Raw genomic sequence first — 16832 nt, forward strand, 5'->3', positions numbered from 1 at the left:
TGTGTGGATAACTTACATCTGCGACTGCAGGTAGTTCTCCAGGCCAATGGCCTTGATCAGGCCCTGCTGCTTCTCTAGCCAGTAGGTGTGATCTTCTTCGGTATCCGCCAGCTGCGCACGCAGGATGTCACGGCTGATGTAGTCCTTGTGCAGCTCGCACAGCTCGATCCCTTTGCACAGCGCACCGCGCACCTTGTACTCAAGCTTGAGGTCGGCCTCGATCATTTCCGGCACGGTGCTGCCGACTTCCAGGTCGTCTGCACGCATGTCAGGGGTACCTTCGAGCATCAGGATGCGACGCATCAGGGCATCCGCGTGCTGCGTCTCTTCTTCCATCTCGTGGTTGATACGCTCGTAGAGCTTGGTCAGTCCCCAGTCTTCGTACATGCGCGAATGAATGAAGTACTGGTCGCGTGCCGCCAATTCGCCCTTCAGCAACGTGACAAGGTAGTTGATTACGTCCGGGTGGCCTTGCATCGCCCTGCTTCTCCATATGAAAACGTCTATGGCACATAGTGTGAACCAGCTTTTGCCTGCGGTCACTGAAAAACGCGCAATAAGAAGCAAAAAATCGGTTAAACAGTAGTGATATTCATTGAAAAACCGCCCAAATGAGGGCGGTTCTTCTTATCACTTCGACTTAGGCGAGATTGATGCCCAGGGCCTTGGCGATGCCTTCTCCGTAGGCTGGGTCGGCCTTGAAGAAGTACTGCAACTGCCGTTGGATGACGTCTTCGCTGACACCCGCCATGGTTCCAGCGATGTTGCTGATCAGCAGGGCCTTCTGCTCATCACTCATCAGGCGGAACAGCGCGCCGGCGTGGCTGTAGTAGTCAGCGTCCTCGCGGTGATCGTAACGGTCGGCCGAACCATTCAGGGCCAATGCGGGCTCTGCGTGACGTGGCGACTGCTTCGGTGCCGCGGCGTAGCTGTTGGGTTCGTAGTTCGGCGCACTGCCATAGCTGCCAGTGGCCATGGAGCCGTCGCGCTGGTAGCTGTTGACCGGGCAGCGTGGCGCATTCACCGGCAACTGTTGGTGGTTGGTACCCACACGGTAGCGGTGTGCGTCCGCGTAGGCGAATACGCGACCCTGGAGCATGCGGTCTGGCGACAGGCCGACCCCCGGCACCATGTTGCTTGGCCCGAAGGCAGCCTGCTCGACTTCGGCGAAGTAGTTGAGCGGGTTACGGTTAAGCTCAAGCACGCCCACTTCGATCAACGGGTAGTCCTTTTGTGACCAGGTTTTGGTCACGTCGAACGGGTTCTCGTCGCGGCTCGCGGCCTCGGCTTCGCTCATCACCTGGATGCAGACAGTCCAGCGTGGGTAATCACCTCGCTCAATGGCTTCGAACAGGTCGCGCTGGGCGTAGTCCGGGTCAGTACCTGCCAAACGTGCGGCATCTGCCGGAGCAAGGTTCTTGATGCCCTGCTGGGTCTTGAAGTGCCATTTGACCCAAGTGCGCTCACCCTGGGCATTGATCAGGCTGTAGGTGTGGCTGCCAAAGCCGTGCATGTGGCGGTAGCCGTCCGGAATGCCACGATCAGAGAACAGGATGGTGACTTGGTGCAGCGCCTCGGGCGAGTGCGACCAGAAATCCCACATCATCTGGGCGTTTTTCAGGTTGGACTGCGGGTGCCGTTTCTGGGTGTGGATAAAGTCCGGGAACTTGAGCGGATCACGAATGAAGAACACTGGCGTGTTGTTACCCACGATGTCCCAGTTACCTTCCTCGGTGTAGAACTTAACGGCAAATCCGCGAGGGTCTCGCTCTGTGTCCGCAGAACCACGTTCGCCACCCACGGTAGAGAAGCGCAGAAATGTCTCGGTCTGCTTGCCAACCTGCTCGAACAGTTTGGCGCTGGTGTAACCGGTGATGTCGCGGGTTACGGTAAAAGTGCCATAGGCGCCCGAACCCTTCGCGTGTACCCGGCGCTCGGGGATGTTCTCACGGTTGAAATGGGCGAGCTTCTCGATCAGGTGGAAGTCGTCGAGCAGCAGCGGGCCGCGTGGGCCGGCGGAGCGGGAGTTCTGGTTGTCGGCTACAGGTGCACCGCTGGCGGTGGTGAGAATCTTGCTCATGGGCTCTCCTTATCGGTCTTGAAGCGCCGGCTAATCGGCTATGGAGAGAGTATTGACGAGCAAGGCTATAGGGACAAATTCATTAACTGACTTACATCAATAGAAATTAACAATACCATCAGCAACAAAAAACCGGGCACTAGGCCCGGTTTTTTGTAGCAGACAGAACGTCTTACTCAGCAGCTTCTACAGCACCGCCGACCGGACGATCAACCAGCTCGACGTACGCCATAGGGGCGTTGTCGCCAGCGCGGAAACCGCACTTCAGGATGCGCAGGTAGCCGCCCTGACGGGTGGCGTAACGCTTGCCCAGGTCGTTGAACAGTTTGCCAACAGCGGACTTCGAACGGGTACGGTCGAAGGCCAGACGACGGTTAGCAACGCTGTCTTCCTTGGCCAGGGTGATCAGCGGCTCGGCAACGCGGCGCAGTTCCTTGGCTTTCGGCAGGGTGGTTTTGATCAGCTCGTGCTCGATCAACGACACTGCCATGTTCTGGAACATAGCCTTGCGGTGAGAGCTGGTACGGCTCAGGTGACGTCCACTTTTACGATGACGCATGATTCATTCCTTACCAAACACTACGTTCGGTGATTACGACGATCAGGCGGTCGCCTTGTCGTCTTTCTTAAGACTTGCAGGCGGCCAGTTGTCGAGGCGCATGCCGAGAGACAGACCACGAGAGGCCAGGACGTCCTTGATTTCAGTCAGGGACTTCTTGCCCAGGTTAGGAGTCTTCAACAGCTCTACTTCGGTACGCTGAATCAGGTCGCCGATGTAGTAGATGTTCTCCGCCTTGAGGCAGTTGGCCGAACGTACAGTCAGTTCCAGGTCGTCAACCGGACGCAGCAGGATCGGATCGATCTCGTCTTCCTGCTCGACTACGACAGGCTCGCTGTCACCTTTGAGGTCGACGAACGCGGCCAACTGCTGTTGCAGGATGGTCGCAGCGCGGCGGATTGCCTCTTCAGGGTCCAGGGTGCCGTTGGTTTCCAGATCAATGACCAGTTTGTCCAGGTTGGTACGCTGCTCAACACGGGCGTTCTCGACCACATAGGCGATACGACGCACCGGGCTGAACGAAGCGTCCAACTGCAGACGGCCAATGCTACGGCTTTCGTCTTCGTCGGTTTGACGGGAGTCGGCCGGCTCGTAACCACGACCACGAGCTACAGTGAGCTTCATGTTCAGGGCGCCGTTCGACGCCAGGTTCGCGATTACGTGATCGGGGTTGACGATCTCGACATCGTGATCCAGCTGAATATCGGCAGCGGTAACCACCCCCGAACCCTTTTTCGACAAGGTCAGCGTAACTTCGTCACGACCGTGCAGTTTGATAGCCAGGCCTTTCAGGTTCAACAGGATTTCAATGACGTCTTCCTGAACACCTTCGATCGCGGAGTACTCGTGGAGTACGCCATCGATCTCGGCCTCGACTACTGCACAGCCAGGCATGGAGGACAACAGGATGCGGCGCAGCGCGTTGCCCAGGGTATGGCCGAAACCACGCTCGAGAGGCTCGAGCGTGATCTTGGCGCGGGTCGGACTGACTACCTGCACATCAATGTGGCGGGGAGTCAGGAACTCATTTACCGAAATCTGCATGGATGCACCTATTTTCTAGCCCTTACTTGGAGTAGAGCTCGACAATCAGGTTCTCGTTGATGTCGGCAGACAGGTCGCTGCGAGCAGGAACGTTCTTGAAAACGCCCGACTTTTTAGCAGCATCCACGTCAACCCACTCAACGCGGCCACGCTGGGCGCACAGTTCAAGGGCTTGAACAATGCGCAGCTGGCTCAGCGATTTCTCGCGAACCGCGACCACGTCACCCGGACGAACTTGGTAGGATGGAATGTTTACAGTCTTACCGTTGACGCTGATCGCTTTGTGCGAAACCAGCTGACGCGACTCGGAACGAGTCGAGCCGAAGCCCATACGGTAAACGACGTTATCCAGACGGCACTCGAGCAGTTGCAGCAGGTTCTCACCGGTTGCGCCTTTTTTCGAGGCAGCAGCTTGGTAGTAACCGCGGAACTGACGCTCCAGAACACCGTAGATACGACGGACTTTTTGTTTCTCACGCAGCTGGGTGCCGTAGTCAGACTGACGGCCACGGCGCTGGCCGTGGATACCTGGGGCTGCTTCGATGTTGCACTTCGATTCCAGAGCGCGAACGCCGCTCTTCAGGAACAGGTCAGTGCCTTCACGACGAGACAGTTTGCATTTTGGACCAATGTAACGTGCCATTCTTCTGTCTCCTGATTACACGCGACGCTTCTTCGGCGGACGGCACCCGTTGTGCGGGATTGGCGTCACGTCGGTGATGCTGGCGATCTTGTAGCCGCAGCTGTTCAATGCACGAACGGCGGACTCACGACCTGGACCTGGACCCTTGACGTTAACGTCGAGGTTCTTCAGACCGTATTCCAGCGCAGCTTGACCAGCACGCTCAGCAGCGATCTGAGCTGCGAACGGGGTGGATTTGCGCGAACCACGGAAACCCGAACCACCGGAGGTCGCCCAGGACAAAGCATTGCCCTGACGGTCGGTGATGGTCACGATGGTGTTGTTGAAAGAGGCATGGATGTGGGCGATGCCATCAACCACTGTCTTTTTGACTTTCTTACGAGGACGAGCAGCAGGTTTTGCCATGTCTATATTCCTGGGCGATTACTTGCGGATCGGCTTACGCGGGCCCTTACGGGTGCGTGCGTTGGTCTTGGTGCGCTGACCGCGAACCGGCAGACCTTTACGATGACGCAGGCCGCGGTAGCAACCCAGGTCCATCAAGCGCTTGATCTTCATGTTGATGTCACGACGCAGGTCACCTTCGGTGGTGAACTTCGCGACTTCGCCACGCAGGGTTTCGATTTGCTCGTCGCTCAGATCCTTGATCTTAGCGGCTGGGTTTACACCAGCGTCTGCACAGATCTTCTGTGCAGTTGTGCGACCGACACCATAGATGTAGGTCAGCGAGATAACAGTATGCTTGTTATCTGGAATGTTGACGCCTGCAATACGGGCCATTCAGTGGGACTCCAATTGACAGCTACCTACGCCCCGGAAGCCAAGAAATAGGGCGCGAGATAATATCGCTGTAGAAACGAATAATCAACCCAGCAGCACACTAGCTGCTGGGTTTGAAGCGCAGATCACACTCAGCCTTGGCGCTGTTTGTGACGCGGTTCCGCGCTGCAGATCACTCGTACGACGCCTTCGCGACGGATGATCTTGCAGTTACGGCACAGCTTTTTCACCGATGCACGAACTTTCATTACCGACTCCTCGAACCTTAGGGGCGTATCAGCGCAGCAGACCGCTGCCACCGTAGCCTTTCAGGTTGGCTTTCTTCATCAGGGATTCGTACTGGTGCGAAACGAGGTGCGATTGTACTTGGGACATGAAGTCCATCACAACCACTACCACAATCAGCAACGAGGTCCCGCCAAGGTAGAACGGCACATTTGCTGCCACCACCAGGAACTGGGGCAGAAGGCAGACGGCCATCATGTAAAGAGCACCGAACATGGTCAGACGAGTCAGAACGCCATCAATGTAGCGTGCCGACTGCTCACCAGGACGGATACCCGGAATAAAGGCACCGGACTTCTTCAGGTTTTCCGCTACGTCTTTCGGGTTGAACATCAACGCTGTGTAGAAGAAGCAGAAGAAAATGATCCCTGCACTAAACAGCAGAATGTTCAACGGCTGACCAGGAGCGATCGACTGCGAGATGTCCTGCAGCCAGCCCATACCTTCGGACTGACCGAACCAGGCACCCAGCGAAGCCGGGAACAGCAAAATGCTGCTCGCGAAAATGGCCGGTATAACCCCCGCCATGTTCACTTTCAACGGCAAGTGGCTGGTCTGCGCAGCGAAGACCTTGCGGCCCTGCTGACGCTTGGCGTAGTGAACGGCGATACGACGCTGACCACGCTCAATGAACACCACGAAACCGATAATCGCTACTGCCAGCAAACCGATAGCGACCAGGGCGAAAATGTTGATATCGCCTGTGCGTGCAGACTCGAAAGACTGCCCGATTGCTCTCGGAAGACCGGCAACGATACCTGCGAAGATCAACATCGAGATACCGTTGCCCACACCGCGCTCGGTGATCTGCTCGCCCAGCCACATCATGAACATCGCGCCCGCCACGAAGGTGGAGACGGCAACGACATGGAAGCCCAGGCCTACAGAAAACGCCACGCCCTGGTTGGCCAGGCCAATGGACATGCCAATGGCTTGAACCAGTGCCAGGATAACGGTGCCGTAGCGGGTGTACTGGCTGATCTTGCGACGGCCAGCTTCACCTTCCTTCTTCAACTGCTCCAGTTGCGGGCTGACCGCCGTCATCAGCTGCATGATGATCGATGCCGAGATGTACGGCATGATCCCCAGTGCAAAGATGCTCATGCGCTCAAGCGCGCCACCGGAAAACATGTTGAACAAGCTAAGAATGGTCCCCTCATTCTGCCGAAACAGATCCGCCAGACGGTCCGGATTGATGCCGGGAACCGGGATATGCGCACCTATCCGATAGACGATGATCGCCATGAACAGAAAGCGCAGACGAGCCCAGAGTTCCGACATCCCGCCCTTACCGAGCGAAGAGAGAGCACCTTGCTTAGCCATTTATTCCTCGAATTTGCCGCCAGCTGCTTCGATAGCCGCACGCGCACCCTTGGTGGCTGCGATGCCCTTGATGGTGACTGCGCGAGTAACTTCGCCAGACAGCATGATTTTCACACGCTGAATGTGCTGGTTGATCACGTTGGCATCCTTCAGGGATTGCACGGAGATCACGTCGCCTTCCACTTTGGCCAGCTCGGACAGACGCACTTCGGCGCGGTCCATGGCTTTCAGGGAAACGAAGCCGAACTTCGGCAGACGACGGTGCAGCGGCTGTTGACCGCCTTCGAAGCCAGGAGCGATCGAACCACCCGAACGGGAAGTCTGACCTTTGTGGCCACGGCCGCCGGTCTTACCCAGACCGCTACCGATACCACGACCTGGACGATGCTTCTCGCGACGGGAACCCGGCGCTGGACTCAGATCATTGAGTTTCATCGATTAACCCTCGACCTTCAGCATGTAGTAAGCCTTGTTGATCATCCCGCGGTTCTCGGGAGTATCCTGGACTTCTACAGTGTGACCGATGCGACGCAGACCCAGGCCTTTAACGCACAGCTTGTGGTTAGGCAGACGGCCCGAGACGCTCTTGATCAGCGTTACTTTTACGGTTGCCATGATCAGAAGATCTCCTCGACGCTCTTGCCGCGCTTGGCAGCAATGGATTCAGGAGATTGCATGGCTTTCAGACCCTTGAAGGTGGCGTAAACCACGTTCACTGGGTTGGTCGAACCGTAGCACTTGGCCAGAACGTTCTGAACACCAGCAACTTCCAGGACAGCACGCATTGCGCCACCGGCGATGATACCGGTACCTTCCGAGGCAGGCTGCATGTAAACCTTCGAGGCGCCGTGGGCAGCCTTGGTGGCGTACTGCAGGGTGGTGCCCTTCAGGTCAACCTGGATCATGTTGCGGCGAGCAGCTTCCATGGCTTTCTGGATCGCGGCTGGTACTTCGCGCGATTTGCCACGGCCGAAGCCAACACGACCTTTACCATCACCTACCACGGTCAGCGCGGTGAAGGTGAAGATACGGCCGCCTTTTACGGTTTTGGCAACGCGGTTAACTTGAACCAGCTTCTCGATGTAGCCTTCGTCGCGCTTTTGATCGTTATTTGCCATAACTTAGAACTCCAGCCCGCCTTCACGAGCAGCATCAGCCAGCGCTTTGACGCGGCCGTGGTACTTGAAGCCGGAACGGTCAAAGGCAACTTGAGATACACCGGCGGCTTTCGCACGCTCAGCTACCAGCTTGCCAACCTTAGTGGCCGCGTCGATGTTGCCAGTGGCGCCATCACGCAGTTCTTTGTCCAAGGTCGAGGCGCTTGCCAGAACCTTGCTGCCGTCGGCCGAAATGACCTGGGCGTAGATGTGCTGCGAGGAGCGGAACACGCACAGGCGCACGACTTCGAGTTCGTGCATCTTGAGACGTGCTTTGCGAGCGCGACGCAGTCGGATAACTTTTTTGTCGGTCATTTGCTAGGCCCTACTTCTTCTTGGCTTCTTTACGACGGACTACTTCGTCCGCGTAACGCACACCTTTACCTTTGTAAGGCTCTGGTGGACGGAAGTCGCGGATTTCAGCGGCCACCTGACCCACCAGCTGCTTGTCGATACCCTTGATCAGGATGTCGGTCTGGCTTGGGGTTTCAGCGGTGATACCGGCTGGCAGTTCGTAGTCCACTGGATGCGAGAAGCCCAGAGCCAGGTTCAGGACGGTGCCTTTAGCCTGTGCCTTGTAACCAACACCGACCAGCTGGAGCTTACGCTCGAAGCCTTGGCTTACGCCTTGGACCATGTTGTTCACCAGAGCGCGGGTGGTACCGGCCATGGCGCGAGCTTGCTGGTCACCGTTGCGAGCGACGAAACGCAGCTCGCCAGACTCTTCGGTAACTTCAACAGACGAGTGAACGTTCAGTTCGAGAGTGCCTTTGGCACCCTTCACCGAAAGCTGCTGGCCGGCGAATTTGACTTCGACGCCTGCTGGCAGCTTAACGGGGTTCTTAGCGACGCGAGACATGCCTATCTCCCCTTAGAACACTGTGCACAGAACTTCGCCGCCGACACCGGCAGCGCGCGCAGCGCGATCAGTCATCACACCTTTGTTGGTGGAGACGATAGACACGCCCAGACCGCCACGTACTTTCGGCAGTTCTGTGACGGACTTGTACTGGCGCAGGCCAGGACGGCTGGAACGCTTCAGTTCCTCGATGACCGGACGGCCTTCGAAGTACTTGAGCTCGATCGACAGGGAAGGCTTGGCCTCACCAGTAACCTGGTAGCCAGCGATGTAACCTTCGTCTTTCAGAACTTTGGCAACCGCGACCTTCAGGGTGGAGGAAGGCATGCTTACGACGGACTTTTCAGCCATCTGGGCATTACGGATGCGAGTTAGCATGTCCGCTAACGGGTCCTGCATACTCATGGGCTAGATGCTCCTGATACAAGAATTATTAGCCTTGCGGCTATCACAACCACCCGAGCAGGCAGGGTAAAAAACCCAGGCTCAGGTGAGCCGGTCATTCTAGACACAAGGCAGAAACGAAACAAGCCCCATATAGGGGCTTGTTTGTTGGCAAGGTCACCGGCGGTCGGAAGATTGCTCCCCTTGCGCCGGGATACAGCCTGCAGCGATTACCAGGAGGCCTTGACCAGACCTGGTACGTCGCCGCGCATTGCAGCTTGACGCAGCATGTTACGGCCCAGGCCGAACTTACGGTATACACCGTGAGGACGACCGGTCAGGCGGCAACGGTTGCGCAGGCGCGAGGCGCTAGCATCACGTGGCTGCTTCTGCAGAGCGACAACGGCAGCGAAACGCTCTTCTGGAGAGGCGTTAACGTTGACGATGGTCGCTTTCAGCTCAGCACGCTTCTTAGCGAACTTGGCTACCGTGAGCTGACGCTTCAGCTCGCGGTTTTTCATGCTCTTCTTGGCCATTTTCCTACTCCAATCAGTTGCGGAACGGGAACTTGAAAGCACGCAGCAGAGCGCGGCCTTCGTCGTCCGAACGAGCAGTGGTGGTCAGGGTGATGTCCAAACCGCGCAGAGCATCGATCTTGTCGTAGTCGATTTCCGGGAAGATGATCTGCTCTTTCACGCCCATGCTGTAGTTGCCACGGCCATCGAAGGACTTGGCATTCAGGCCGCGGAAGTCGCGAACCCGAGGCAGGGAGATCGCCAGCAGGCGGTCCAGGAATTCGTACATCTTGTCGCTACGCAGGGTCACCTTGACGCCGATCGGCCAGCCTTCGCGGACTTTGAAGCCAGCGATGGATTTGCGAGCGAAAGTCACAACCGGCTTTTGACCGGTGATCTTTTCCAGGTCGGCAACAGCGTGCTCGATGACTTTCTTGTCGCCGATCGCTTCGCCCAGACCCATGTTCAGGGTGATTTTGGTAACGCGCGGAACTTCCATCACGTTCGACAGCTTAAGTTCTTCCTTAAGCTTAGGAGCGATTTCGTTCCGGTAAATCTCTTTCAGTCGTGCCATGGTCTTCTACCTAGCAGTGTTCAAGCATCAACCGCTTTTTGGGTCGACTTGAAGACACGAATTTTTTTACCGTCTTCTACTTTGAAACCAACGCGGTCAGCCTTGTTGGTTTCGCCGTTGAAGATGGCAACGTTGGAAGCGTGCAGAGGCGCTTCTTTCTCGACGATACCGCCCTGTACGCCCGCCATCGGGTTAGGCTTGGTATGACGCTTGACCAGGTTCACACCACCAACAACCAGACGGTCGTCAGCCAGAACCTTCAGCACCTTACCGCGCTTACCTTTGTCTTTGCCGGCGATCACGATGATCTCGTCGTCACGACGAATCTTTTGCATGTCGGATCTCCTTACAGCACTTCAGGGGCGAGCGAGACGATCTTCATGAACTTCTCAGTACGAAGTTCACGGGTCACTGGCCCGAAGATGCGAGTGCCGATCGGCTCTTGCTTGTTGTTCAGCAGAACAGCAGCGTTGCCGTCGAAACGAATGATGGAACCGTCAGCGCGACGAACACCGTGACGGGTGCGCACGACAACAGCAGTCATCACTTGGCCTTTTTTGACCTTACCGCGCGGAATTGCTTCCTTGACGGTAACCTTGATGATGTCACCGATGCCGGCGTAACGACGGTGCGAACCGCCGAGCACCTTGATGCACATGACGCGACGAGCGCCGCTGTTATCGGCCACATCGAGCATGGATTGAGTCTGAATCATAAAATTTCTCCGACCCCTAGCCCTTAGACTTCAACAGCGCGTTCGAGGACTTCAACCAGTGCCCAGGACTTGGTCTTGGCCAGCGGACGGGTTTCACGGATGGAAACCTTGTCGCCGATCTTGCACTGGTTGGCTTCGTCGTGCGCGTGCAGCTTAGTCGAACGCTTAACGTATTTACCGTAGATCGGGTGCTTTACGCGACGCTCGATCAGAACGGTGATGGTCTTGTCCATTTTGTCGCTGACGACACGGCCAGTCAGCGTACGGACGGTTTTTTCAGCTTCAGCCATGATCACTTACCTGCCTGCTGGTTGAGCACAGTTTTCACGCGAGCGATGTCACGCTTAACTTGCGAGAGCAGGTGCGACTGCCCCAACTGGCCAGTTGCTTTCTGCATACGCAGATTGAACTGGTCGCGCAGCAAGCCGAGCAGTTGCTCGTTCAGTTGCTGTGCCGATTTTTCACGAAGTTCATTCGCTTTCATCACATCACCGTCCGCTTAACAAAGGAGGTGGCGAGAGGCAGCTTTGCAGCAGCCAGGGCGAATGCTTCGCGCGCCAGCTCTTCAGAAACACCCTCGATCTCGTACAGGACTTTACCTGGCTGGATCTGGGCAACCCAGTACTCCACGGAACCCTTACCTTTACCCATACGAACCTCGAGAGGTTTCTTGGAGATCGGCTTGTCCGGGAACACACGGATCCAGATCTTGCCGCCACGTTTAACGTGACGGGTCAGCGCACGACGTGCGGACTCGATCTGGCGAGCGGTGAGGCGACCGCGAGCAACAGCTTTCAGGGCGAATTCGCCGAAGCTGACTTTGCTACCGCGCAGTGCCAGACCACGGTTGTGGCCGGTCATCTGCTTGCGGAATTTTGTACGCTTTGGTTGCAACATTTGGCGTACCCCTTACTTAGCAGCTTTTTTACGAGGCGCTGGTGCTTGTGGTTTAAGTTCTTCTTGGCGACCACCAATAACTTCGCCTTTGAAGATCCAAACCTTCACACCGATCACACCGTAAGTGGTGTGAGCTTCGTAGGTGTTGTAGTCGATATCGGCACGCAGGGTGTGCAGCGGCACACGACCTTCGCGATACCACTCGGTACGAGCAATCTCAGCACCGCCGAGACGACCGCTCACCTGGATCTTGATGCCCTTGGCACCAATACGCATGGCGTTCTGTACGGCGCGCTTCATGGCGCGACGGAACATTACGCGGCGTTCCAGCTGCTGAGCTACGCTCTGCGCAACCAGCATAGCGTCGAGTTCCGGCTTGCGGATCTCTTCGATGTTGATGTGCACAGGCACACCCATCTGCTTGGTCAGGTCCTGACGCAGCTTCTCGACATCTTCACCTTTCTTCCCGATAACGATACCTGGACGAGCGGTGTGGATGGTGATGCGTGCAGTTTGAGCCGGACGATGAATATCGATACGGCTTACGGACGCGCTTTTTAGTTTGTCTTGGAGGTACTCACGCGTTTTCAGATCCTTCAACAGGTAATCTGCGTAAGTAGCACCGTCTGCGTACCAGACGGAGGTGTGCTCCTTGACGATTCCCAGGCGAATGCCAGTGGGATGTACTTTCTGACCCATCTGATCGACTCCGTTACTTGTCCGCAACCTTGACAGTGATATGGCAAGACCGCTTGACGATGCGATCAGCACGGCCTTTGGCACGTGGCATGATGCGCTTCAGCGAACGCCCTTCGTTGACGAAGACGGTGGAGACCTTCAGGTCATCAACGTCTGCGCCTTCGTTGTGTTCGGCGTTGGCTACGGCCGACTCGAGGACTTTCTTCATGATTTCAGCGGCTTTTTTGCTGCTGAAGGCCAACAGGTTGAGCGCTTCGCCCACCTTCTTCCCGCGGATCTGGTCGGCGACCAAGCGGGCTTTCTGGGCGGAGATTCGAGCGCCCGACAACTTAGCGGCTACTTCCATTTCCTTACCCCTTAACGCTTGGCTTTCTTGTCAGCCACGTGCCCGCGATAGGTGCGGGTACCGGCGAACTCGCCCAGTTTGTGGCCGACCATGTCTTCGTTCACCAGAACTGGGACATGTTGACGACCGTTGTGTACCGCGATGGTCAGACCGACCATTTGTGGCAGGATCATCGAACGGCGCGACCAGGTTTTAACTGGTTTGCGATCGTTCTTCTCCACCGCCACTTCGACCTTCTTCAGCAGGTGAAGATCGATAAAAGGACCTTTTTTCAGAGAACGTGGCACTGTCGTATCCCTCTAGTTACTTGCGACGACGGACGATCATGTTGTCGGTACGCTTATTACCACGGGTTTTAGCACCCTTGGTTGGGAAGCCCCATGGCGATACCGGATGACGACCACCGGAGGTACGACCTTCACCACCACCGTGTGGGTGGTCAACCGGGTTCATGGCAACACCACGAACGGTTGGGCGAACGCCGCGCCAGCGTTTGGCACCAGCTTTACCCAGCGAACGCAGGCTGTGCTCGGAGTTCGAGACTTCGCCCAGGGTCGCACGGCACTCAGCCAGGACTTTACGCATTTCACCAGAGCGCAGACGCAGGGTCACGTAGACACCTTCGCGAGCGATCAGCTGAGCCGAAGCACCAGCGGAACGAGCGATCTGAGCACCTTTACCCGGCTTCAGTTCGATGCCGTGAATGGTGGAACCTACTGGAATGTTGCGCAGCTGCAGGGAGTTACCGGCCTTGATTGGGGCCAGGGCACCTGCGATCAGCTGGTCGCCAGCACTCACGCCTTTAGGGGCGATGATGTAGCGACGCTCACCGTCTGCGTAGCACAGCAGGGCGATGTGAGCAGTACGGTTCGGGTCGTATTCGATACGCTCGACAGTGGCTGGGATGCCATCTTTGTCGTTGCGACGGAAGTCGACCAGACGGTAATGCTGCTTATGACCACCACCAACGTGACGAGTGGTAATGCGGCCATTGTTGTTACGACCACCAGACTTCGATTTTTTCTCGATCAGCGGTGCGTGAGGAGCGCCTTTGTGCAGCTCCTTGTTGACCACCTTGACCACGAAACGGCGGCCAGGGGAAGTCGGTTTGCATTTAACGATTGCCATGATGCACCCCTTCCTTACTCAGCACTGCTGCTGAAATCGAGATCTTGGCCTGGCTGAAGGGAGACGATCGCCTTCTTCCAGTCATTACGCTTGCCCAGACCACGTGCGGTACGCTTGGTTTTACCCAGAACGTTAACAGTCGACACGTTTTCAACTTTTACGTTGAACAGGCCTTCGACAGCTTTCTTGATTTCCAGCTTGGTTGCGTCAGTAGCAACCTTGAATACGAACTGGCCTTTTTTCTCAGCCAGAACGGTAGCCTTCTCGGAAACGTGCGGGCCAAGGAGGACTTTGAATACGCGTTCCTGGTTCATCCCAGCAGCTCCTCGAATTTCTTCACGGCCGAGACAGTGATCAACACTTTCTCGTATGCGATCAGACTGACCGGGTCGGAACCTTGAACGTCACGTACGTCGACGTGCGGCAGGTTGCGAGCAGCCAGGTACAGGTTCTGATCAACAGCGTCGGAAACGATCAATACATCGCTCAGACCCATGCCGTTCAGCTTGTTCAGCAGATCTTTGGTTTTCGGTGCTTCGACAGCGAAGTCCTGAACCACGACCAGACGGTCGCTACGCACCAGCTCAGCGAGGATGGAGCGCAGGGCTGCGCGGTACATCTTCTTGTTGAGCTTCTGCGAGTGATCTTGAGGGCGAGCTGCGAAGGTTACACCACCGCCACGCCAGATCGGACCACGAGTGGTACCAGCACGAGCACGGCCAGTACCCTTCTGACGCCATGGGCGCTTACCGCCACCAGCTACGTCGGAACGGGTCTTTTGCTGCTTGGTGCCCTGACGGCCGCCGGCCATGTAGGCCACGACTGCTTGGTGTACCAGCGTCTCGTTGAATTCGCCACCGAAAGTCAGTTCGGAAACTTCGATCGCCTGAGCGTCATTTACATTGAGTTGCATGTCAGTTTCCCCTTAACCGCGAGCCTTGACAGCTGGACGTACAACCACGTCGCCGCCAGTAGCGCCAGGAACGGCACCCTTGACCAGCAGCAGGTTGCGTTCAGCGTCTACGCGAACTACTTCCAGGGACTGAACAGTCACGCGCTCGGCGCCCATGTGACCGGACATTTTCTTGCCCTTGAACACACGACCAGGAGTCTGGCACTGGCCGATGGAACCAGGAACACGGTGCGACACGGAGTTACCGTGGGTGTTGTCCTGACCACGGAAGTTCCAGCGCTTGATGGTACCGGCGAAGCCTTTACCTTTGGACTGACCAGTAACGTCTACCAGCTGGCCTGCAGTGAAGAGTTCAGCTTTGATCAGATCGCCAGCCTGGAAATCGCCTTCTTCAAGACGGAACTCCCAGACACCGCGACCAGCGGCAACGTTAGCCTTGGCGAAGTGACCTGCCTGAGCGGCAGTCACACGCGAAGCACGACGCTCGCCGACAGTGACTTGCACTGCACGGTAGCCATCGGTTTCTTCAGTTTTGAACTGGGTGACACGATTCGGCTCGATCTCAATGACCGTGACCGGAATGGAGACACCTTCTTCGGTGAAAATGCGGGTCATACCGCACTTGCGACCGATTACACCAATAGTCATGTTGTAAACCTCATGAGTGTACGGGGCTTTCACCCGCTATGGCCGCCCATTTCAGAGCGTTACACGACTAGACCGAAGTCTTAGCCGAGGCTGATCTGTACTTCCACACCTGCCGCCAGATCAAGCTTCATCAGCGCGTCAACGGTTTTATCCGTTGGCTGGACGATGTCCAGAACACGCTTATGAGTGCGAATCTCGTACTGGTCACGCGCGTCTTTGTTGACGTGCGGGGAGACCAGAACGGTGAAACGCTCTTTGCGGGTAGGCAGTGGAATTGGACCACGCACTTGTGCACCAGTACGTTTCGCGGTTTCCACGATTTCCTGGGTGGATTGGTCGATCAGGCGATGGTCGAAAGCCTTCAACCTGATACGGATTTGCTGATTTTGCATTGGATTTCAGACTCCAGGCTGTTCCCAACGGACGCACTACGCCCGCTAAAAGGAGGCGTGATTCTATAGACGCCCCAATTTAGTGTCAACCCAATAAAAAAAACCCCCGCTGAGCGGGGGTTTTTTCAATCGGTCGAGTGATTACTCGATGATTTTGGCCACGACGCCGGCGCCGACGGTACGACCGCCTTCACGGATAGCGAAGCGCAGACCGTCTTCCATTGCGATGGTCTTGATCAGGGTAACAGTCATCTGAATGTTGTCACCTGGCATTACCATTTCAACGCCTTCCGGCAGTTCGCAGTTACCGGTCACGTCAGTGGTACGGAAGTAGAACTGAGGACGGTAGCCTTTGAAGAACGGAGTGTGACGACCGCCTTCTTCCTTCGACAGAACGTAAACTTCTGCGGTGAACTTGGTGTGCGGCTTGACCGAACCTGGCTTGACCAGAACCTGACCACGCTCAACGTCGTCACGCTTGGTGCCACGCAGCAGAACGCCGCAGTTCTCGCCAGCACGGCCTTCGTCCAGCAGCTTGCGGAACATCTCAACACCGGTGCAAGTGGTGGTGGTGGTGTCACGCAGACCAACGATTTCCAGTGGGTCTTGAACGCGAACGATACCACGCTCGATACGACCGGTAACAACGGTACCACGACCCGAGATCGAGAATACGTCTTCGATCGGCATCAGGAACGGCTGATCAACGGCACGAACTGGCTCAGGGATGTAGGCATCCAGAGTTTCTACCAGCTTCTTGACAGCGGTAGTGCCCATTTCGTTGTCGTCTTTGCCTTCCAGGGCCATACGAGCGGAACCGATGATGATCGGAGTGTCGTCGCCTGGGAAGTCGTAGGTGGACAGCAGGTCGCGAACTTCCATCTCGACCAG

Annotated in this window: 31 protein-coding genes; all 31 read right to left on the reverse strand. The window is 56.5% G+C overall.

All coding sequences use genetic code 11. The features are described from left to right. Nucleotides 1-12: 12 nt before the first annotated feature. Nucleotides 13-477 carry a bacterioferritin gene (gene bfr, locus B9A31_RS25460; RefSeq protein WP_016715322.1) on the reverse strand — a complete coding sequence of 155 codons (465 nt, stop codon included), beginning with the start codon at nucleotides 475-477 and terminating at the stop codon, nucleotides 13-15. A 163-nt stretch (nucleotides 478-640) separates the two neighbouring features. Further along, entirely contained in the window at nucleotides 641-2080 is a 1440-nt protein-coding gene (locus B9A31_RS25465; RefSeq protein ID WP_019097629.1) for a catalase, read from the reverse strand. A 172-nt stretch (nucleotides 2081-2252) separates the two neighbouring features. Next, nucleotides 2253-2639: a 50S ribosomal protein L17 gene (gene rplQ, locus B9A31_RS25470; protein ID WP_003255451.1), complete on the reverse strand. Its 387-nt coding sequence runs from the start codon at nucleotides 2637-2639 to the stop codon at nucleotides 2253-2255. A gap of 42 nt (nucleotides 2640-2681) precedes the next feature. Continuing rightward, nucleotides 2682-3683, reverse strand: a complete 1002-nt coding sequence (rpoA, locus tag B9A31_RS25475) for a DNA-directed RNA polymerase subunit alpha (RefSeq protein WP_003255452.1) — start codon at nucleotides 3681-3683, stop codon at nucleotides 2682-2684. A gap of 22 nt (nucleotides 3684-3705) precedes the next feature. Further along, nucleotides 3706-4326: a 30S ribosomal protein S4 gene (gene rpsD, locus B9A31_RS25480; RefSeq protein WP_009681977.1), complete on the reverse strand. Its 621-nt coding sequence runs from the start codon at nucleotides 4324-4326 to the stop codon at nucleotides 3706-3708. A 15-nt stretch (nucleotides 4327-4341) separates the two neighbouring features. Next, nucleotides 4342-4731 carry a 30S ribosomal protein S11 gene (gene rpsK / locus B9A31_RS25485; protein ID WP_003255454.1) on the reverse strand — a complete coding sequence of 130 codons (390 nt, stop codon included), beginning with the start codon at nucleotides 4729-4731 and terminating at the stop codon, nucleotides 4342-4344. Between the two features lie 18 nt (nucleotides 4732-4749). Then, entirely contained in the window at nucleotides 4750-5106 is a 357-nt protein-coding gene (gene rpsM, locus B9A31_RS25490) for a 30S ribosomal protein S13 (protein WP_003255457.1), read from the reverse strand. A gap of 131 nt (nucleotides 5107-5237) precedes the next feature. Then, nucleotides 5238-5354: a 50S ribosomal protein L36 gene (rpmJ, locus tag B9A31_RS25495; RefSeq protein WP_002555468.1), complete on the reverse strand. Its 117-nt coding sequence runs from the start codon at nucleotides 5352-5354 to the stop codon at nucleotides 5238-5240. Nucleotides 5355-5382: 28 nt separating this feature from the next. After that, nucleotides 5383-6714, reverse strand: a complete 1332-nt coding sequence (gene secY / locus B9A31_RS25500) for a preprotein translocase subunit SecY (protein WP_003257108.1) — start codon at nucleotides 6712-6714, stop codon at nucleotides 5383-5385. Further along, nucleotides 6715-7149 carry a 50S ribosomal protein L15 gene (gene rplO, locus B9A31_RS25505; protein WP_003255461.1) on the reverse strand — a complete coding sequence of 145 codons (435 nt, stop codon included), beginning with the start codon at nucleotides 7147-7149 and terminating at the stop codon, nucleotides 6715-6717. A 3-nt stretch (nucleotides 7150-7152) separates the two neighbouring features. After that, nucleotides 7153-7329: a 50S ribosomal protein L30 gene (gene rpmD, locus B9A31_RS25510; RefSeq protein WP_003255463.1), complete on the reverse strand. Its 177-nt coding sequence runs from the start codon at nucleotides 7327-7329 to the stop codon at nucleotides 7153-7155. A gap of 2 nt (nucleotides 7330-7331) precedes the next feature. Beyond that, on the reverse strand, nucleotides 7332-7832 hold the full coding sequence (rpsE, locus tag B9A31_RS25515; protein ID WP_003255465.1) for a 30S ribosomal protein S5: 501 nt from the start codon (nucleotides 7830-7832) through the stop codon (nucleotides 7332-7334). Between the two features lie 3 nt (nucleotides 7833-7835). Further along, complete coding sequence (rplR, locus tag B9A31_RS25520; protein ID WP_009681973.1) at nucleotides 7836-8186, reverse strand: 50S ribosomal protein L18; 351 nt, start codon at nucleotides 8184-8186, stop codon at nucleotides 7836-7838. 10 nt (nucleotides 8187-8196) lie between these two features. Next, nucleotides 8197-8730, reverse strand: a complete 534-nt coding sequence (gene rplF, locus B9A31_RS25525) for a 50S ribosomal protein L6 (RefSeq protein WP_009681972.1) — start codon at nucleotides 8728-8730, stop codon at nucleotides 8197-8199. Nucleotides 8731-8742: 12 nt separating this feature from the next. Then, the gene (gene rpsH / locus B9A31_RS25530; protein ID WP_019097628.1) at nucleotides 8743-9135 is read right to left on the reverse strand and encodes a 30S ribosomal protein S8; all 393 of its coding nucleotides are present in this window, start codon (nucleotides 9133-9135) and stop codon (nucleotides 8743-8745) included. Nucleotides 9136-9344: 209 nt separating this feature from the next. Further along, a complete protein-coding gene (gene rpsN, locus B9A31_RS25535; RefSeq protein WP_009681970.1) occupies nucleotides 9345-9650 on the reverse strand; it encodes a 30S ribosomal protein S14 in 306 nt (101 codons plus the stop codon). Nucleotides 9651-9663: 13 nt separating this feature from the next. Beyond that, nucleotides 9664-10203, reverse strand: coding sequence for a 50S ribosomal protein L5 (rplE, locus tag B9A31_RS25540; RefSeq protein WP_003255474.1), 540 nt, complete (start codon nucleotides 10201-10203; stop codon nucleotides 9664-9666). Nucleotides 10204-10223: 20 nt separating this feature from the next. Next, nucleotides 10224-10538, reverse strand: coding sequence for a 50S ribosomal protein L24 (rplX, locus tag B9A31_RS25545; protein ID WP_016715319.1), 315 nt, complete (start codon nucleotides 10536-10538; stop codon nucleotides 10224-10226). 11 nt (nucleotides 10539-10549) lie between these two features. Continuing rightward, nucleotides 10550-10918, reverse strand: a complete 369-nt coding sequence (rplN, locus tag B9A31_RS25550; protein ID WP_002555479.1) for a 50S ribosomal protein L14 — start codon at nucleotides 10916-10918, stop codon at nucleotides 10550-10552. 23 nt (nucleotides 10919-10941) lie between these two features. Beyond that, nucleotides 10942-11208, reverse strand: coding sequence for a 30S ribosomal protein S17 (gene rpsQ, locus B9A31_RS25555; RefSeq protein WP_003255478.1), 267 nt, complete (start codon nucleotides 11206-11208; stop codon nucleotides 10942-10944). A gap of 2 nt (nucleotides 11209-11210) precedes the next feature. Continuing rightward, nucleotides 11211-11402: a 50S ribosomal protein L29 gene (gene rpmC, locus B9A31_RS25560; RefSeq protein ID WP_002555481.1), complete on the reverse strand. Its 192-nt coding sequence runs from the start codon at nucleotides 11400-11402 to the stop codon at nucleotides 11211-11213. Further along, nucleotides 11402-11815, reverse strand: coding sequence for a 50S ribosomal protein L16 (gene rplP / locus B9A31_RS25565; protein WP_003255479.1), 414 nt, complete (start codon nucleotides 11813-11815; stop codon nucleotides 11402-11404). Before rplP ends, rpmC begins: the two co-directional genes overlap by 1 nt. 12 nt (nucleotides 11816-11827) lie before the next feature. Then, complete coding sequence (rpsC, locus tag B9A31_RS25570) at nucleotides 11828-12514, reverse strand: 30S ribosomal protein S3 (RefSeq protein ID WP_003255481.1); 687 nt, start codon at nucleotides 12512-12514, stop codon at nucleotides 11828-11830. A 13-nt stretch (nucleotides 12515-12527) separates the two neighbouring features. Further along, nucleotides 12528-12860, reverse strand: a complete 333-nt coding sequence (gene rplV, locus B9A31_RS25575) for a 50S ribosomal protein L22 (RefSeq protein WP_003103908.1) — start codon at nucleotides 12858-12860, stop codon at nucleotides 12528-12530. 11 nt (nucleotides 12861-12871) lie between these two features. After that, entirely contained in the window at nucleotides 12872-13147 is a 276-nt protein-coding gene (gene rpsS, locus B9A31_RS25580) for a 30S ribosomal protein S19 (RefSeq protein WP_003255482.1), read from the reverse strand. Between the two features lie 16 nt (nucleotides 13148-13163). Continuing rightward, entirely contained in the window at nucleotides 13164-13988 is an 825-nt protein-coding gene (gene rplB / locus B9A31_RS25585) for a 50S ribosomal protein L2 (protein WP_003255483.1), read from the reverse strand. 14 nt (nucleotides 13989-14002) lie between these two features. Continuing rightward, nucleotides 14003-14302, reverse strand: a complete 300-nt coding sequence (gene rplW, locus B9A31_RS25590) for a 50S ribosomal protein L23 (RefSeq protein ID WP_003255484.1) — start codon at nucleotides 14300-14302, stop codon at nucleotides 14003-14005. Then, nucleotides 14299-14901 carry a 50S ribosomal protein L4 gene (rplD, locus tag B9A31_RS25595; protein ID WP_003255485.1) on the reverse strand — a complete coding sequence of 201 codons (603 nt, stop codon included), beginning with the start codon at nucleotides 14899-14901 and terminating at the stop codon, nucleotides 14299-14301. Before rplD ends, rplW begins: the two co-directional genes overlap by 4 nt. Nucleotides 14902-14913: 12 nt before the next feature. Beyond that, nucleotides 14914-15549, reverse strand: coding sequence for a 50S ribosomal protein L3 (gene rplC, locus B9A31_RS25600; RefSeq protein WP_003257089.1), 636 nt, complete (start codon nucleotides 15547-15549; stop codon nucleotides 14914-14916). Between the two features lie 80 nt (nucleotides 15550-15629). Continuing rightward, nucleotides 15630-15941, reverse strand: a complete 312-nt coding sequence (gene rpsJ / locus B9A31_RS25605; RefSeq protein WP_003186070.1) for a 30S ribosomal protein S10 — start codon at nucleotides 15939-15941, stop codon at nucleotides 15630-15632. Between the two features lie 141 nt (nucleotides 15942-16082). Further along, nucleotides 16083-16832 (reverse strand): EF-Tu C-terminal domain-related protein (locus B9A31_RS25610; RefSeq protein ID WP_256576302.1); only part of this gene is annotated, 750 nt, incomplete at its 5' end.

Source organism: Pseudomonas sp. URIL14HWK12:I5 (assembly GCF_900176445.1).
In the GTDB taxonomy this organism is placed as follows: Bacteria; Pseudomonadota; Gammaproteobacteria; order Pseudomonadales; family Pseudomonadaceae; genus Aquipseudomonas; species Aquipseudomonas monteilii.

Excerpts from the sequence above, each read along its gene's own strand:
- rpsH (WP_019097628.1), bottom strand. The coding sequence starts at position 9,135 with ATGAGTATGCAGGACCCGTTAGCGGACATGCTAACTCGCATCCGTAAT.
- B9A31_RS25465 (WP_019097629.1), bottom strand. The coding sequence starts at position 2,080 with ATGAGCAAGATTCTCACCACCGCCAGCGGTGCACCTGTAGCCGACAAC.
- rpmD (WP_003255463.1), bottom strand. The coding sequence starts at position 7,329 with ATGGCAACCGTAAAAGTAACGCTGATCAAGAGCGTCTCGGGCCGTCTG.
- rplR (WP_009681973.1), bottom strand. The coding sequence starts at position 8,186 with ATGACCGACAAAAAAGTTATCCGACTGCGTCGCGCTCGCAAAGCACGT.
- rplQ (WP_003255451.1), bottom strand. The coding sequence starts at position 2,639 with ATGCGTCATCGTAAAAGTGGACGTCACCTGAGCCGTACCAGCTCTCAC.
- rpsM (WP_003255457.1), bottom strand. The coding sequence starts at position 5,106 with ATGGCCCGTATTGCAGGCGTCAACATTCCAGATAACAAGCATACTGTT.
- rplD (WP_003255485.1), bottom strand. The coding sequence starts at position 14,901 with ATGCAACTCAATGTAAATGACGCTCAGGCGATCGAAGTTTCCGAACTG.
- rplX (WP_016715319.1), bottom strand. The coding sequence starts at position 10,538 with ATGCAAAAGATTCGTCGTGACGACGAGATCATCGTGATCGCCGGCAAA.
- rplN (WP_002555479.1), bottom strand. The coding sequence starts at position 10,918 with ATGATTCAGACTCAATCCATGCTCGATGTGGCCGATAACAGCGGCGCT.
- rplF (WP_009681972.1), bottom strand. The coding sequence starts at position 8,730 with ATGTCTCGCGTCGCTAAGAACCCCGTTAAGCTGCCAGCAGGCGTCGAA.
- rplB (WP_003255483.1), bottom strand. The coding sequence starts at position 13,988 with ATGGCAATCGTTAAATGCAAACCGACTTCCCCTGGCCGCCGTTTCGTG.
- rplE (WP_003255474.1), bottom strand. The coding sequence starts at position 10,203 with ATGGCACGACTGAAAGAGATTTACCGGAACGAAATCGCTCCTAAGCTT.
- rplW (WP_003255484.1), bottom strand. The coding sequence starts at position 14,302 with ATGAACCAGGAACGCGTATTCAAAGTCCTCCTTGGCCCGCACGTTTCC.
- secY (WP_003257108.1), bottom strand. The coding sequence starts at position 6,714 with ATGGCTAAGCAAGGTGCTCTCTCTTCGCTCGGTAAGGGCGGGATGTCG.
- rpsD (WP_009681977.1), bottom strand. The coding sequence starts at position 4,326 with ATGGCACGTTACATTGGTCCAAAATGCAAACTGTCTCGTCGTGAAGGC.
- rpsE (WP_003255465.1), bottom strand. The coding sequence starts at position 7,832 with ATGGCAAATAACGATCAAAAGCGCGACGAAGGCTACATCGAGAAGCTG.
- rpsK (WP_003255454.1), bottom strand. The coding sequence starts at position 4,731 with ATGGCAAAACCTGCTGCTCGTCCTCGTAAGAAAGTCAAAAAGACAGTG.
- rpsJ (WP_003186070.1), bottom strand. The coding sequence starts at position 15,941 with ATGCAAAATCAGCAAATCCGTATCAGGTTGAAGGCTTTCGACCATCGC.
- rplO (WP_003255461.1), bottom strand. The coding sequence starts at position 7,149 with ATGAAACTCAATGATCTGAGTCCAGCGCCGGGTTCCCGTCGCGAGAAG.
- rplC (WP_003257089.1), bottom strand. The coding sequence starts at position 15,549 with ATGACTATTGGTGTAATCGGTCGCAAGTGCGGTATGACCCGCATTTTC.
- rplV (WP_003103908.1), bottom strand. The coding sequence starts at position 12,860 with ATGGAAGTAGCCGCTAAGTTGTCGGGCGCTCGAATCTCCGCCCAGAAA.
- rpmJ (WP_002555468.1), bottom strand. The coding sequence starts at position 5,354 with ATGAAAGTTCGTGCATCGGTGAAAAAGCTGTGCCGTAACTGCAAGATC.
- rpsN (WP_009681970.1), bottom strand. The coding sequence starts at position 9,650 with ATGGCCAAGAAGAGCATGAAAAACCGCGAGCTGAAGCGTCAGCTCACG.
- rpsC (WP_003255481.1), bottom strand. The coding sequence starts at position 12,514 with ATGGGTCAGAAAGTACATCCCACTGGCATTCGCCTGGGAATCGTCAAG.
- rpoA (WP_003255452.1), bottom strand. The coding sequence starts at position 3,683 with ATGCAGATTTCGGTAAATGAGTTCCTGACTCCCCGCCACATTGATGTG.
- bfr (WP_016715322.1), bottom strand. The coding sequence starts at position 477 with ATGCAAGGCCACCCGGACGTAATCAACTACCTTGTCACGTTGCTGAAG.
- rpsQ (WP_003255478.1), bottom strand. The coding sequence starts at position 11,208 with ATGGCTGAAGCTGAAAAAACCGTCCGTACGCTGACTGGCCGTGTCGTC.
- rpmC (WP_002555481.1), bottom strand. The coding sequence starts at position 11,402 with ATGAAAGCGAATGAACTTCGTGAAAAATCGGCACAGCAACTGAACGAG.
- rplP (WP_003255479.1), bottom strand. The coding sequence starts at position 11,815 with ATGTTGCAACCAAAGCGTACAAAATTCCGCAAGCAGATGACCGGCCAC.